9 protein-coding genes and 2 pseudogenes are annotated in these 13,224 nt (G+C 71.7%); 9 read left to right on the top strand and 2 right to left on the bottom strand.

Annotation, left to right across the window (positions count from 1 at the left end):
* Positions 1 to 158: 158 nt before the first annotated feature.
* From ACFYZZ_RS20290 to ACFYZZ_RS20260, 7 genes and pseudogenes are all read left to right on the top strand, one after another.
* Positions 159 to 1,292, top strand: coding sequence for an aromatic ring-hydroxylating dioxygenase subunit alpha (locus ACFYZZ_RS20290; RefSeq protein ID WP_389177543.1), 1,134 nt, complete (start codon positions 159 to 161; stop codon positions 1,290 to 1,292).
* Between the two features lie 33 nt (positions 1,293 to 1,325).
* Positions 1,326 to 1,879 (top strand): annotated as a pseudogene (locus tag ACFYZZ_RS20285) (FAD-dependent oxidoreductase); the annotation flags it as partial.
* A 59-nt stretch (positions 1,880 to 1,938) separates the two neighbouring features.
* A pseudogene (locus ACFYZZ_RS20280) lies at positions 1,939 to 2,011 on the top strand.
* A gap of 109 nt (positions 2,012 to 2,120) precedes the next feature.
* Positions 2,121 to 3,254, top strand: coding sequence for a gala protein (locus ACFYZZ_RS20275; RefSeq protein WP_389177540.1), 1,134 nt, complete (start codon positions 2,121 to 2,123; stop codon positions 3,252 to 3,254).
* Positions 3,251 to 5,032, top strand: a complete 1,782-nt coding sequence (locus ACFYZZ_RS20270) for an ankyrin repeat domain-containing protein (protein ID WP_389177537.1) — start codon at positions 3,251 to 3,253, stop codon at positions 5,030 to 5,032. The genes ACFYZZ_RS20275 and ACFYZZ_RS20270 overlap by 4 nt, the downstream gene beginning before the upstream one ends.
* A complete protein-coding gene (locus tag ACFYZZ_RS20265) occupies positions 4,975 to 6,240 on the top strand; it encodes an AAA family ATPase (protein ID WP_389177535.1) in 1,266 nt (421 codons plus the stop codon). The genes ACFYZZ_RS20270 and ACFYZZ_RS20265 overlap by 58 nt, the downstream gene beginning before the upstream one ends.
* A gap of 11 nt (positions 6,241 to 6,251) precedes the next feature.
* Complete coding sequence (locus ACFYZZ_RS20260) at positions 6,252 to 7,439, top strand: VWA-like domain-containing protein (RefSeq protein WP_389177532.1); 1,188 nt, start codon at positions 6,252 to 6,254, stop codon at positions 7,437 to 7,439.
* A gap of 26 nt (positions 7,440 to 7,465) precedes the next feature.
* Here the strand turns inward: ACFYZZ_RS20260 and ACFYZZ_RS20255 are convergent, their stop codons facing one another.
* A complete protein-coding gene (locus tag ACFYZZ_RS20255) occupies positions 7,466 to 7,663 on the bottom strand; it encodes a hypothetical protein (RefSeq protein ID WP_389177530.1) in 198 nt (65 codons plus the stop codon).
* A gap of 249 nt (positions 7,664 to 7,912) precedes the next feature.
* On the opposite strand from ACFYZZ_RS20255, the gene ACFYZZ_RS20250 reads away from it, so the two are divergent.
* Both ACFYZZ_RS20250 and manD read left to right on the top strand, forming a co-directional pair.
* A complete protein-coding gene (locus tag ACFYZZ_RS20250; protein WP_389177527.1) occupies positions 7,913 to 9,358 on the top strand; it encodes a gluconokinase, GntK/IdnK-type in 1,446 nt (481 codons plus the stop codon).
* A 56-nt stretch (positions 9,359 to 9,414) separates the two neighbouring features.
* Positions 9,415 to 10,656, top strand: a complete 1,242-nt coding sequence (gene manD / locus ACFYZZ_RS20245; protein WP_389177524.1) for a D-mannonate dehydratase ManD — start codon at positions 9,415 to 9,417, stop codon at positions 10,654 to 10,656.
* Between the two features lie 23 nt (positions 10,657 to 10,679).
* Here manD and ACFYZZ_RS20240 read toward each other — a convergent pair whose 3' ends face one another.
* Positions 10,680 to 13,052 (bottom strand): SpoIIE family protein phosphatase, encoded by a 2,373-nt coding sequence (locus tag ACFYZZ_RS20240; RefSeq protein WP_389177521.1) that lies wholly within the window; start codon positions 13,050 to 13,052, stop codon positions 10,680 to 10,682.
* Positions 13,053 to 13,224 lie beyond the last annotated feature (172 nt).

Below are 13,224 nucleotides of genomic sequence, written 5' to 3'. Positions count from 1 at the left end.
GATACGCAACGGTCGTGCGCCGACCGACATCACCGTGGCGCGCACGCGCGACGCGCGGCAACCCCTTGACAGCTGCCGCCGCAGGGGCAGACAGTTTGACAGTTGCTTATAGCGATACTTAATGCGTAATGCGCAACGAATCTTTCGAGGTGACACCGATGACCACGACCGATCTGCCACCGAGCCTGATCTCCACGCTCTCCGGCGAGTACTACACCGACCCCGCCGTCTTCGCGTCGGAGCAGGAGCGCGTCTTCGAGGCCATGTGGTTCTGCGTGGCCCGTGCCGCGGAACTGGCCGAGCCCGGTCAGTTCCGCACCTGTCAGGTCGGGCGGGAGAGCGTGCTGGTCTCACGCACCCGGGACGGCGCGATCAAGGCGTTCCTGAACATCTGCCGGCACCGCGGCGCCAAGCTCTGCACCGAGGAGTCCGGCGAGGTCAAACGGGCGTTCCAGTGCCCGTATCACGCCTGGACCTACGGCCTGGACGGCAAGCTGGTCGCCGCGCCGAACCTGACCTCGATGCCGGACATCGACCGGACCGCGTACGGCCTGGTCGACGTCCACGTCCGGGAGTGGCTCGGATATGTGTGGGTGTGCCTGGCCGACAACCCGCCGTCCTTCGAGGAGGACGTGATCGGAGCCGCGGCCGAGCGGCTGGGCGACACCGAGACGATCGAGAACTACGGGATCGACGACCTCAAGGTGGGCCGGCGCATCACCTACGACGTCAAGGCCAACTGGAAGCTCATCGTCGAGAACTTCATGGAGTGCTACCACTGCGCCACCATCCATCCCGAACTCACCGAGGTTCTACCGGAGTTCGCCGACGGATACGCGGCGCAGTACTACGTGGGCCACGGAGCGGAGTTCGGGCAGGAAGTCAAGGGCTTCACCGTCGACGGCTCCGAGGGCCTGGACCGCATTCCCGGGGTCGCGGAGGGCCAGGACCGCCGGTACTACGCCATCACCGTCAAGCCGCAGGTCTTCATCAACCTCGTGCCCGACCACGTGATCTTCCACCGGATGTACCCGCTGGCGCACGACCGCACGGTGGTGGAGTGCGACTGGCTCTACCTCCCGCACGTGGTGGAGAGCGGCAAGGACGTGGACCGTTCGGTGGAGCTCTTCCACCGCGTCAACCAGCAGGACTTCGAGGCCTGTGAGCGCACCCAGCCCGGGATGAGCTCGCGGGCCTACACCGAGGGCGGTGTCCTGGTGCCCAGCGAGCACCACATCGGCGCCTTCCATACCTGGCTGCAGGACAAGCTCGACGTACGAGCCGTCCGCTGATTCGAGACAGCTTTCTGAACCCGGAGGACCGGCATGAGGAGCATCACCGTCGTCGGAGCGTCGCTGGCCGGCCTCAGCACGGTGCGCGCGCTGCGCTCGGACCGCTCCGTGACCCTGGCCGGAGGACGGCAACTGCGCACCGACGGCGTGGTCATCGCGACGGGCGCCACCCCCCGCAGGCTCCCCGGCATGGAGGGGTTGGCCGGCGTCCACACCCTGCGGACCTGGACGACGCCCGGTCCCTGCGCACCGAGTTGCTGCACGGCCTGCCCCGGGTCGTCGTCATCGGCGCCGGTTTCATCGGCGCCGAGGTGGCGTCCACCGCCCACCGGCTCGGGCTTCATGTCACCGTCGTCGAGGCGCTCGACGTACCACTGGAGCGTCAACTGGGGCGCGAGATGGGGCTGGTGTGCGCCTCGCTCCACAGCGATCACGGGGTCGCCCTGCTGTGCGGCACCGGCGTGGCCGGCTTCACGGGCAACGGCCGGGTCACCGGAGTGAGACTGGCCGACGGGCGGGTGCTGCCCGCCGACATCGTCGTGGTCGGGGTGGGGGTGCGACCCTCCACCGACTGGCTCGCCGGCTCCGACGCCCAGGACCAACCGGGTTCGAACACAAAGGCGACAGCCGCTATGATCTCCGTGGCAAGGCTGTAGCGCAGAGGTCGTCGCGCCCACGCATCAAGCTGGAGGACGTCGGTTCGAATCCGACCAGCCTTGCCGCCCTTGTCGTGGAGGAAAGTCGATTGGCGTCGGTTCGTCCTGGGCGGGCGGAGGGCGATGCCGCCCTCGGCGAGCCGGGCACCGGCGATGGACCGGTGGAGTGGTGATGACGCAGCCGACACCCGTACGCTGCCCCGCGATCGAGCACCCCGACATCCCGATCAGTGATCCCGCCGCTCTGGAACCGTTGCTCACCCGACTGCAGTCCGCGCAGCCGGTCGAGGCCGACGAGGCCTTCCCGCTCGGCACGGTGCGCGCGGACGGGCGTGTCGACCTGTGCAAGCAGGGCCTCGGAGCGGTCGGCGCCGCGCGGCTGATGCCCGTCGCCGCCGCCTCCGCGCACGCCGCGCATGTCCTGCTCGGCACCAACGCCATCGGGGACGAAGGAGCCCGCACGGTCGCCGACGCGCTGGTCGACGACCACAGCCTGCACACGCTCTACCTCGGCTGCAACCGCATCGGCCCCGAGGGCGTCACCGCGCTCGCCGACGCGCTGACGACGGACGGCACCGTCCGCGCCCTGTGGCTCAAGCGCAACCCGGTGGGCGACGAAGGCGCCCGCGCACTCGCCGCGATGCTCCGCCGCAACACCACGCTGCGCACCCTCGACCTGGTCAACACCGGTCTGACCACCGACGGTCTGCGGGCCCTGGTCGACGCCCTCACCGACCGGCCCAGCCCGGTGGAACGCCTCTTCCTCGGCGGCAACGGCCTGACCGCCGACGCCGCCCCGCTGCTGGCGGCACTGATCCGCGAGGCGGGTGTGGGCGAGCTGTACCTCCCCGCCAACCACCTCGGAGACGAGGGCGCCGCGATCCTCGCCGCAGCGGCCGACCCCGAACGGCCGGTGCGCCTCGGCCTGGGCGGCAACGGCATCGGCCCCGTCGGTGCCCGGGCCCTCGCCGACTCCCTCGAAGGGATCGAGGCACTCGACTTGGGCCGCCCGATGTCGGAACGCAGCCTCGGCGCCCCCGCCAACACCACCGGCGACGAAGGCGCCCACGCGCTGGCCGCCGCCCTGCCGGGCAGCCCGCTGCGCCGGCTGGAGCTGTGCCACACCGGTCTGACCGGCCGGGGCGCGAAGACGCTGCTGGCGGCCGTGCCCGACAACTCGCCCCTGGAGTACGTCGGTCTGGGGCCCGGCCTGCCCCGCAAGGTGAAGCGGTCCTTCACCCAGCGTCTGCGGCCCGTCGGCCGGACACATCCCGACCTGCGCGCGATAGGGAGTGTCTACCGTTGAGCTCTCGTAGCGAACTCCGTTGTTTCCCCGCGGACGAGGCGGCGAGCCGGCGCCGGATCCGCCGGTACGCGGTGCCCGGCCGGATGATCGAGCGCGCGACCGAACGCCGTCTGGCCGGTGACTGGCGGGGCGCCTGCGCGGCGGCGAACGTCGACGTCACCTTCGACCTGGCCGAAGTCGCCGACCACTGTGGCGACGAGGTCGCCGCGGCCCTTGAGGACGACCTCCGCCATCTCGCCCCCGACCTGCTGCGCTGGCACCTGCCGCGATTGCTCGGCGGACGGACCACGCTCGCCACGGACACGACGGTCGTCCTCGCGCGCTACCGCCCGAAGGCAGCGGACGAGGGCCGCCGGGCCACGCCCTACCTGCACATCACCACTCCTGCGATGATCGACGGACCGCAGCGGATCGCCCTGCGGTTCAGCACGGTCACGGACGAGCAGGCCGCCGGCGTCTTCGGACGGACCACCCAGGACTGGCGGTACGCCCGGCACCTGTGGGACGCACGGCACGCAGCCGAGCTGCGGGAACGGTGCGGCGGTACGGACAGGCCGCCGTTCTTCCACGCCGACGCCACCCTGCGCGGCACGGACCAACTGCCCGCGGCCGATCCAGGCGACGGCGACCCGGCGGCGCGGGCCGAGTGGGCCACGCTGCTGCACCAGAAGGGCGAGACCCAGGCCGCCTTCGCCGCCGCCGGTATCGAGCTGGACCTGACACCCCCGCAGAAATCGGGCTGGTACCAGGCCGATCCGGAGCAGCTCCTGGGCCGGCTCGCGCTCGACCACACCCGCCTGGAGCCGGAGATCCGTCGGCAGATGGCCGAGGGCGTCGGCGACCGCTTCCTCATCGCCGCGCACTGGCGGACCTACATCCTGCTGGAGCCCGTGGACGCCGGCGGGCTGCTGGCGCGGGCCGTCGACCGGGACGACGTGAAGGGCGAGCCCGTCCTCGCCGAGGCCCTGTGGCGCAGGCTCCCCGACCTCGACCTGATGCGCGCCGGAGGCGTCGCGGCGGAGCATCTGCATCCGCTCGTCCGCGAGTCGCTGTTCCCCGCCCTCCAGGTCCCGCAAGGCCCGGTCGGCCCGCCAGGAGCGACGGCTCCCGCACCCGTGCGGGTCAGGTGCCGCGGGAAATGGCACGAGGTGGCCTTCCGGCCCGGCGGCCTGCTGCGCATGCCGCACAGCGACGAGGAACAGCAGCGCGAACGCGCCATGCGCGCCTTCGGCGGTGCCGTCGCCGGATGCTTCGCCGTGGAGCAGACGTGGACCTCTGGAGAAGGCCGTCTGCCGAAGGCGCTGCGGGCGCAACGCAACGAACTGTTCCTGCGCGCCCAACACGGCGACACGACTGGCGTGCTGGAACTCCTGGACGCGGGCGTCGACCCCCGCGTGCGGGACGCCGGCGGCCGCAGCCTGCTGCACGTACTGAACCTCCTCGACCACGAGACGCTGCTGCCGCGCCTGCTGGCGCAGGGACTGGACCTGGAGGCCCGCGACCGGCGGGAGCGCACGCCGCTGTTCGTCGCGGTCAACGACCTCGGTTCGAAGGCGCTGGTGGAGGCGCTCGTCGCCGCCGGGGCGCGGCTCGACGTGATCGACCAGTCCGAGTTGTCGCTCGCCCAGCTCGTCCGCCGGTACAAGCGGCCCGACCTTGCCTTCCTCCGGGAGCGCGTGCAGGCGGAGCATCCAGGCGTCGGCGCCGAGTGGTGGGACGAATGGATGGACGAGCAGGACGAGTACGGCCCCGACGACGAGGAAGAGCTTCCCTTTTGAGCACCGACCGCACTGCCCCGACCGCGCCGTCCGGCCCGCTGGCGGCCGCGGACGACCTCAACCGCAGGCTGCGCGCACGCCGGACCGAGCCCGCCGCGAACCCGCAGCTGGAGGCGCTCGCCCTCGCCGTGACGGCCAATCAGCCCGTGCTGCTGTGGGGGGAGCCGGGAATCGGCAAGTCGGCCGCCCTGGAGCAGCTCGCCGCCGGGCTCGGCCTGCCGCTGGAGACGGTCATCGCCAGCGTGCACGAGCCCTCCGACTTCGCCGGACTGCCCATCGTCGGTGACGATCCGGCCGTGACCGGTGTGCCGATGGCTCCGCCGGACTGGGCGGTCCGCCTCGCCCGGGCCGGACAGGGCCTGCTCTTCTTCGACGAACTGTCCTCCGCACCGCCGGCCGTGCAGGCGGCGCTGCTGCGCGTGGTGCTCGAACGACGGGTCGGCAGCCTGGTCCTGCCGGAGGCGGTGCGCATCGTCGCCGCCGCCAACCCGCCGTCCAGCGCAGCGGACGGCTGGCATCTCAGCCCGCCGCTCGCCAACCGGTTCGTCCACCTCGAATGGACCCACGACCCCCGGACGGTCGCCCGTGGCATGGCCGGCACCTGGCCGGATCTGACCGTGCCCGTCGTCGACGCCGGCAAGGTGCCCGGTGCGGTCGCACGGGCCCGTGGCGCGATCTCCGGCTTCCTCACGGCCCGGCCCGGCCTGGTCCACCACATCCCCGCCGACGCCGAGAGCCGGGGCCGGTCCTGGCCCTCCCCTCGCACCTGGGAGATGGCACTCAAGCTGCTCGCCGCCGGGTACGCGGCCGGCGTCGGCCGCGAGGCGCTCGCCGCCGCGCTCACCGGCGCCGTCGGGGACGGCGCGGGCATCGAGCTGCTGTCCTACCTCGAACACCTCGATCTGCCCGACCCCGACCGGGTCCTCGCCGACCCGGACGCCTTCGCCCTGCCCGACCGCGGCGACCGGCAACTGGCGTTCCTCATCGCGGTGGTCGCCGCCATCCAGAGCGACCTCACCCGGCCCCGGTGGGAGGCCGGCTGGGCGGTGCTGGCGAAGGCCGTGGACGCGGGCGTACCGGACGTGGCCGCCCGGGCCGCCACCGACCTCGCCGCGATGCGACACCTCGACTGGCCCGTCCCGCCCGGCATCGACGGGTTCCTGGACCTGCTGCAGATGTCGGGGGCGCTGCCCGGCGCCGGCCGGTGAGGAGTGCGGGGATGACGGAGGAATCCCGCCGGCCCCTGGACATGACCAAGCTGCTCGCCGCCCGCTACCGGGCGGCGAGCGACCGGCCGTATCTGGCCTCGGCGTTGTACGCCCTGACCGTCGTGCCCAGCACAGAGGTCCGGACGATGGGAGTGGACCGGCACTGGCGCTGCTATGTGTCGCCCGCCTTCGTCGACGCGACGCCGGTGCCCGAACTCGCGGGCGTCTGGATGCACGAGGCGGCGCACCTGCTGCGCGACCACCACGGCCGGGCGGACCGGCTCCCCGCCGCCGCCCAGCGCGACTGGCACCGCGTCAACGTCGCGCAGGACTGCGAGATCAACGACGACCTGCTCGCCGACGGCCTGCGCCTGCCCGAGGGGCGCATGGAACCCCGCCTCTTCGGCCTTCCCGAGGGCCAGTTGTTCGAGGTGTACCTCGACCGGCTGCCGCCGCAGGTGCGGGCGCCGGACTGCGGATCGGGCGCCCACGGTCGGCCCGCGCCCTGGGAACTCCCCGACTCCGCCGGCCCCGCACGGCTCGGCGAGGTCGAGGCGCAGGCCCTGCGGCGGCAGACCGCCGAGGCGATGCGCGCCCATCAGCGCACCCGTGGCACCCTGCCCGCGGGCTGGCAGCGCTGGGCCGAGGAGGTCCTGGAGCCCACGGTGGACTGGCGGCGGGCGCTGTCCGGCGCGGTCCGGGAGGCCGCCGCCTGGGCCGGCGGAGCCGTCGACTACACCTACCGCCGCCCCTCGCGCCGTACCCCGGCGCTGCGCGGCGTCGTCCTGCCGAGCCTGCGCCGCCCGTTGCCGCGGGTGGCCGTCGTCATCGACACCTCAGGGTCGATGGGCGATGCCGAACTGGCCGCCGCTCTCGCGGAGGTGACGGGCGTTCTGCGCGAGGTGGGCATACGGGGCAATCGTGTGACCGTGCTTGCGTGCGACGCCGACGTACAGGCCGTCTCCCGGGTGGCGGCCACCGAGCAGATCACCCTGGGCGGCGGTGGCGGCACGGACATGCGCGTCGGCATCGAAGCGGCGCGCGCGACGCCGGACCACCCGAGCATCGTCGTCGTCCTCACCGACGGGTTCACCCCCTGGCCCGACGAGAACCCACCCTGCCGCGTCATCGCGGCTCTGATCGGCTCTGCCGCACCACAGCCCCCGAGCTGGGTGGAGACGGTACGCATTCCCACCTGACACCGGGAGCCCGGCGCACGCCGTGCTCACAGCAGCAGGGGAAGACTCACCAGGGCCGCGCCGCTCGCGCCGAGCGCCGCCAGGATCGAGGCCGGCCAGTTGCGGGACTGGGCGTACGTCAGCAGGCCTGCCAGCAGTCCCGCCACCACCGCGGCTAACAAGATGAGCGCCCAGCGCAGGGACAACCGCTCCGGCGGAGGCGTGGGCGAGGTCGGTTCGGGCATACGGCTCTCCTGCGGCTGCGTCAGAATCGGGGACGAGGCAGTACCGAAACCTTTCGAATGGGTGACCACGGTACTCATGTGATCTAGGTCAGAGAAGGCTTCTGATGCCTCATCAATCGGTCTCGGAGTCGCACAGGGGCGGTAGTGCCCTGCGAAGCGCTCCGGCGTGCGCCCCAAGGGCATTCCGCGCTCCTTCAGGCGGCGTTCGGACGGCTGACCAGTCCGCCGCTGTGACTTAGCATCTCCGCCATGACTGGTCCCGAAGTCGACCTGCCCGAAGGATCCGAGGACGTGTTACGGGGCTCCACCGCGAGGGTGGTGGAGCGACTGGGCTGCCAGATCGTGGAAGGCGGCAAGCCCCGCGACCACCACCTCACCGTGGACGCCGTCACGCAGGAGTTCGAGGTCACCCGGCCCATGGCCCGCGAGGCCCTGCAGACGCTGCACCAGAAGGGCCTGGTGAATCTGCAGCCCCGGATCGGGGCCACTGTCCAGGCGCTGGAGCGGTGGGATCTGCTGGACCCCGACGTGATCGCGTGGCGTCTGGAGGTGGCTCCCGACAGCCAGATGCGGTCACTGACCGAGTTGCGCGAGGTGATCGAGCCCCGCGCGGCCAGGCTGGCCGCCCTGAGCCGGTCCGCGGAGATCTGCCACGACCTCACCAGCCACGCCCGCACCCTGCTCGCCCTGAGCGAGGACCCGGACTTCGCGCAGCCAGGGGAGGGTGCGGCGATCCGGCAGCGCTTCAGGGACGTGGATGCGGCCTTCCACCGCACGCTCCTCGCCGGCTCGCGCAACGAGCTGTTCGTACGCCTCTCCTATCCGGTCGTCATGGCGCTGAACCACCGCATCGACAGGGACTGGGCCGGCGCGCACCAGGAGTCGGTGATCACGCCGACGCGGGCCGTAGTAGGCGCCGACACCGTCCAGCGGTATCCCACCCGGCCGGAGCCGATCGCCATGTGGCTGCACATGGGGCTGGCCTACGCCATCGACCAGGGGCTGGCCACGGCCGCGGAAGCCTTCGCGGAAGCTCTCCTCGCCGAGATCCGCAGCGGACGACTGCACGATCCCGGCGTACGCGACCGACTGCGGGCGGGCCTGGACCAGTTCAACACCAACGGCCTGCCACCCGCGCATCGAGCCGGCTTCCAGGAAGCCATGGCGGGCCTGTTCCACGCCCGGCGCGCACCCGTCGTCGTCATGGGAGTCAGCGGGTGCGGCAAGAGCACCGTGGGCCGGTACCTGGCGGAGTCGCTCAGGGTGCCGTTCGAGGAGGGGGACGACTTCCATCCCCGCCGCAACGTCCGGTCGATGGAGAACCGCACCCCTCTCGACGACCGCACCCGTAGTCCGTGGCTGGCCGCCCTCGCCAGCCGCATGCGGGCGGCGGGTGCGGAGGAGGGGCTGGTGATCACCTGCTCCGCACTCAGACGTATCTACCGCGAGTTGCTGCGCGTGGCCCGGCCCGACGCGTTCTTCGTGCACCTGACGATCGACCGGGACGAGGCGACCTCCCGCGTGGAGAGCAGGAAGTCGCACTACATGCCCGCCTCCCTGGTGTCCTCGCAGTTCGAGGACCTGGAACCGCTTGAGGACGACGAGGCCGGCATGACCGTCGACGCGACCCTGCCCATCGAACGCATCGTCGCCGAGGTCCAGACCGAGCTGACCCGGCGCGCCCGGGGCCGCTGACCGAACCGACCGACCGAACCGACCGACCGAACCGCCGGAAAGAGGGGGGATCCACCATGCAGATCGAGTCCGCCGAGGTGATCGTCACCAGCCCGGGACGGAACTTCGTCACCCTGCGCATCACCACCGAGGACGGCGTCGTCGGCCTGGGCGACGCCACGCTCAACGGCCGTGAGCTGGCCGTCCATTCCTACCTGGACAGTCATGTCGTGCCCCTGCTCATCGGGAGCGACGCCTCCCGCATCGAGGACACCTGGCAGCACCTCTACCGAGGGGCGTACTGGCGGCGCGGCCCCGTGACCATGGCGGCCATCGCGGCCGTGGACACGGCGCTGTGGGACATCAAGGCCAAGTACGCCGGGATGCCTCTCTACCAGCTCCTCGGCGGCGCGTCCCGCAGCGGCGCCCTCGCCTACGGACACGCCTCCGGCCGCGACGTGCCCGAACTGCTCGACTCCATAAGGGCCCACCAGGAGCAGGGCTACCGCGCCATCCGCATCCAGACCGGGATCCCCGGCTTCGACTCGGTGTACGGCGTCGCCGCGTCGAGCGCCGGTGGCGGAGACCGCTACGACTACGAGCCCGCCCGCCCCACCGTCGGCGACCGGCCCCGGCCCACCGTGGAGACCTGGGACACACGTGCGTACCTACGGCACCTGCCCGGCGTCTTCGAGGCCGTTCGGGCGGAGTTCGGGCCCGAACTCCCGTTGCTGCACGACGGACACCACCGGATGACCCCGATCCAGGCCGCCAAGTTGGGCAAGGCACTGGAACCGTACGACCTGTTCTGGCTGGAGGACGCCACGCCCGCGGAGGACCAGGCGGCCCTGCGCCTGATCCGGCAGCACACGACGACACCGCTGGCCATCGGCGAGGTCTTCAACTCCGTGTACGACTACACCACGTTGCTGAGCGAGAGGCTGATCGACTACGTGCGCTCCGCGGTGACCCACACCGGCGGCGTCACCGCGATGAAGAAGCTGCTCGACCTTGCGGCCGTCTACGGTGTCAGGTCCGGGATGCACGGTCCCACCGACATCTCCCCGGTGGGTATGGCCGCCGCCCTCCATCTGGACCTGGCCGTGCACAACTTCGGCATCCAGGAGTACATGCGGCACTCCGAGCGCACCCTGGAGGTGTTCCGCACCTCCTACCGCTTCGAGCAGGGACTGCTGCATCCGTCCGACACGCCGGGTCTGGGCGTCGACCTCGACATCGAAGCGGCACGCCACTTCCCCTATCAGCAGGCGTACTTGCCGGTCAGCAGGCTGCAGGACGGGACCGTGCACGACTGGTGAGGAGGGGAAGGACGCAAGGGCTCCTAGGGTATGGCCAGTTCGGCCCAGATCGTCTTCCCGGACGACGTGTACCGCGTGCCCCAGCGCTGGGACATCTGGGCGACGAGGAACAGGCCGCGGCCTCCCTCGTCGTCCCGGCGCGCTCGCCGCAGGTGGGGTGCGGTGTGCGCGTTGTCGGAGACCTCGCACAGCAGGGAGCGGTCCCAGATCAGCCGCAGCATGACGGGCCCGGTGGCGTACCGGATGCTGTTGGTGACCAGCTCGCTCACCACGAGTTCGGCGGTGAACGACAGCTCGGACAGGCCCCAGGCCTCCAACTGGCGCTCGGCGACCGTGCGGGCGTGCGCCACCATGGCCGGGTCGGGCGGCAGCTCCAGATCCGCCACCCGGTCGGCGTCGAGACGCCGGGTGCGCACGAGCAGCAGCGTGGCGTCGTCCGCCTGCGGTCCGGGCGGCCGGGCCGACAGCGCCCGGTCACACAGTTCCTCCAGCGGGCAGCGTTGCCAGGTGAGCACATGGGCAAGGCGGTCGATGCCACTGTCGATGTCGGTGCGCCGGTCCTCCACGACACCGTCGGTGAAGAACGCCACCAAGCTGCCGCTGGACAAGTTCAGATCGACGTTCTCGTAGGGCAGGCCCCCCAGCCCCAGGGGCGGTCCCGGCGCCAGCGCGGACAAGGCCACCGAGCCGCTCGCATCGGCCACGATCGGCGGGGGATGGCCCGCACTCGCCCAGGAGCACCGGCCGTTGACCGGGTTGTAGATCGCGTACAGACAGGTCACCCCGAGCGCCTCGTCGCTCAGCCCGTCGTTCCCGTGGGGTTCCGAGTCCTGCGCGACCAGGCCGTCCAGCCGGGTGAGCAGTTCGGCCGGGTCCAGGTCCAGCAGGGCCAGGGTCCGTACCGTGGCGCGCAGCCGGCCCATGGTCGCGGCCGCGTGCATGCCGTGGCCCACCACGTCGCCGACGGTCAGGCCCACTCTGGCACCGGACAGCGGGATCAGGTCGAACCAGTCGCCGCCCACGCCCACGCGGCTGTCGGCAGGCAGATAGCGGTACGCCACGTCGACCGCGCTCTGCTCGGGCAGGTGCTGGGGCAGCAGGCTGCGCTGCAGTACCAGGGCTGCCGCATGCTGGCTGGTGTATCGGCGCGCGTTGTCGATGCCGACGGCGGCTCGCTCGGCCAGTTCCACGGCGAGCGTCTGCTCCTCGGGTCCGAACGGGTCGGGGTTGCTGCTGCGCCGGAAGGTGGCGAGGCCCAGGACCGTATTGCGGGTGAGCAGCGGCACGAAGAGGCAGGAGTGCGAGGGGGCCGATCCCTCCTCGCCCGGTGCCTCGGGCGGGGAGGCGTCGACGACGAGGCGGCCGGTGCCCAGACTCTGCGCCTGCGGCGACGACGGTGGATAGGAGACGGGACTGGTCCGGAACTCCTCCGGGGTCCTGCCGTGCATCCGCAGCAGACTGTGCCCCGGCGCCGAGCCCGTCGGCGGCTGCCGTCCCTCGATGACCGCCGGCGGCAGGTCCACCAGCACTTCGTCGGCCAGCTGCGGTACCGCCACGTCGGCCAGCTCCGCGGCCGTACGCCGCACGTCCAGCGAGGCACCGATGCGCTTTCCCGCCCGCACCAGCAGCGACAGCCGTTCCTGGGCGCGATAGCGGTCGGTGATGTCCAGGGACTCCTCGAACAGCCCCAGCAGCTCGCCCCGGGCATCCACCATCCGGTGGTACGAGCAGGACCAGACGTGCTCGCGCACCGGGTCGGCGGGGGCGCGGCCGCGATAGTGCATGCCCATGATCGGTTCGCCCGTCGTCATGACGTGCTCCATGATCTGGTCCTCGTCCGGGGGGTGGTGCCGTGAGATGAATTCGCCCTCGGGAAAGAGATCCGCGGCCGGCCGGCCGATGTACTGGGCGATCCCGGCGAGCTCCAGATCGGTGGAGACGTTTCCCCAGACGACGCGCATGTCGGTGTCGAAGATCGTCAGGCCCACGGTCGACTCGGTCGCCATTCCCTGCAGCAGCGCCAGCTGCGCCTCCCAGCCGCGCAGCGCCTCCAGCTCGGCCGCGACCACGACGGTCGCGGCGACGCCCAGGTGTTCGAGCGGGCTGAGCGTCACGGCCGCACGCAGGGTACGTCCGTTCCGGCAGGAGAGGTCCAGGACGGTGCTGCGGGGCTTGTGCGTCCCGCAGAGGGCGGACAGCCGCTGCCCGGGGGCCGCTGCCAGCAGCCGGCCGGCCGGCTTTCCGAGTACGTCCTCGGGCGAATGTCCGAGGAGGCGCTGGGCCGAGGCTCCCCACCCGGAGATGTTGCCTTCGGCGTCCAGTACCGCGACGGCGGCTTTGGAGAGGTCCAGTGGACTGTGGAAATCGACGTTGGCGGCATGCGGAAAACGATCCATGACACCGCTTCCCTTCGTGCTCCCTAGCATCCCGTGCCGCACGACGGACGACAACCGCACGCGCGATCGCCGCCGCCGCGGTGCACCGACATCCCCGCCAGGTGCGTGACCAGCAGCGACGATCCTGTATCCGCACCAACAGCAGCCACGAGGTGTGCGCTGCCTCGGTCTG

This window comes from Streptomyces sp. NPDC001816 (genome assembly GCF_042892235.1).
Classification (GTDB): domain Bacteria; phylum Actinomycetota; class Actinomycetes; order Streptomycetales; family Streptomycetaceae; genus Streptomyces.
The sequence above is the reverse complement of the archived record's forward strand: the minus strand, read 5'-3'. Positions and strand labels throughout refer to the sequence as shown.

What these genes read in the sequence shown, in the direction of transcription:
- ACFYZZ_RS20290 (WP_389177543.1), top strand. Translation starts at nt 159, where the DNA reads ATGACCACGACCGATCTGCCACCGAGCCTGATCTCCACGCTCTCCGGC.
- ACFYZZ_RS20275 (WP_389177540.1), top strand. Translation starts at nt 2,121, where the DNA reads ATGACGCAGCCGACACCCGTACGCTGCCCCGCGATCGAGCACCCCGAC.
- ACFYZZ_RS20265 (WP_389177535.1), top strand. Translation starts at nt 4,975, where the DNA reads ATGGATGGACGAGCAGGACGAGTACGGCCCCGACGACGAGGAAGAGCT.
- ACFYZZ_RS20260 (WP_389177532.1), top strand. Translation starts at nt 6,252, where the DNA reads ATGACGGAGGAATCCCGCCGGCCCCTGGACATGACCAAGCTGCTCGCC.
- ACFYZZ_RS20255 (WP_389177530.1), bottom strand. Translation starts at nt 7,663, where the DNA reads ATGCCCGAACCGACCTCGCCCACGCCTCCGCCGGAGCGGTTGTCCCTG.
- ACFYZZ_RS20250 (WP_389177527.1), top strand. Translation starts at nt 7,913, where the DNA reads ATGACTGGTCCCGAAGTCGACCTGCCCGAAGGATCCGAGGACGTGTTA.
- manD (WP_389177524.1), top strand. Translation starts at nt 9,415, where the DNA reads ATGCAGATCGAGTCCGCCGAGGTGATCGTCACCAGCCCGGGACGGAAC.
- ACFYZZ_RS20240 (WP_389177521.1), bottom strand. Translation starts at nt 13,052, where the DNA reads ATGGATCGTTTTCCGCATGCCGCCAACGTCGATTTCCACAGTCCACTG.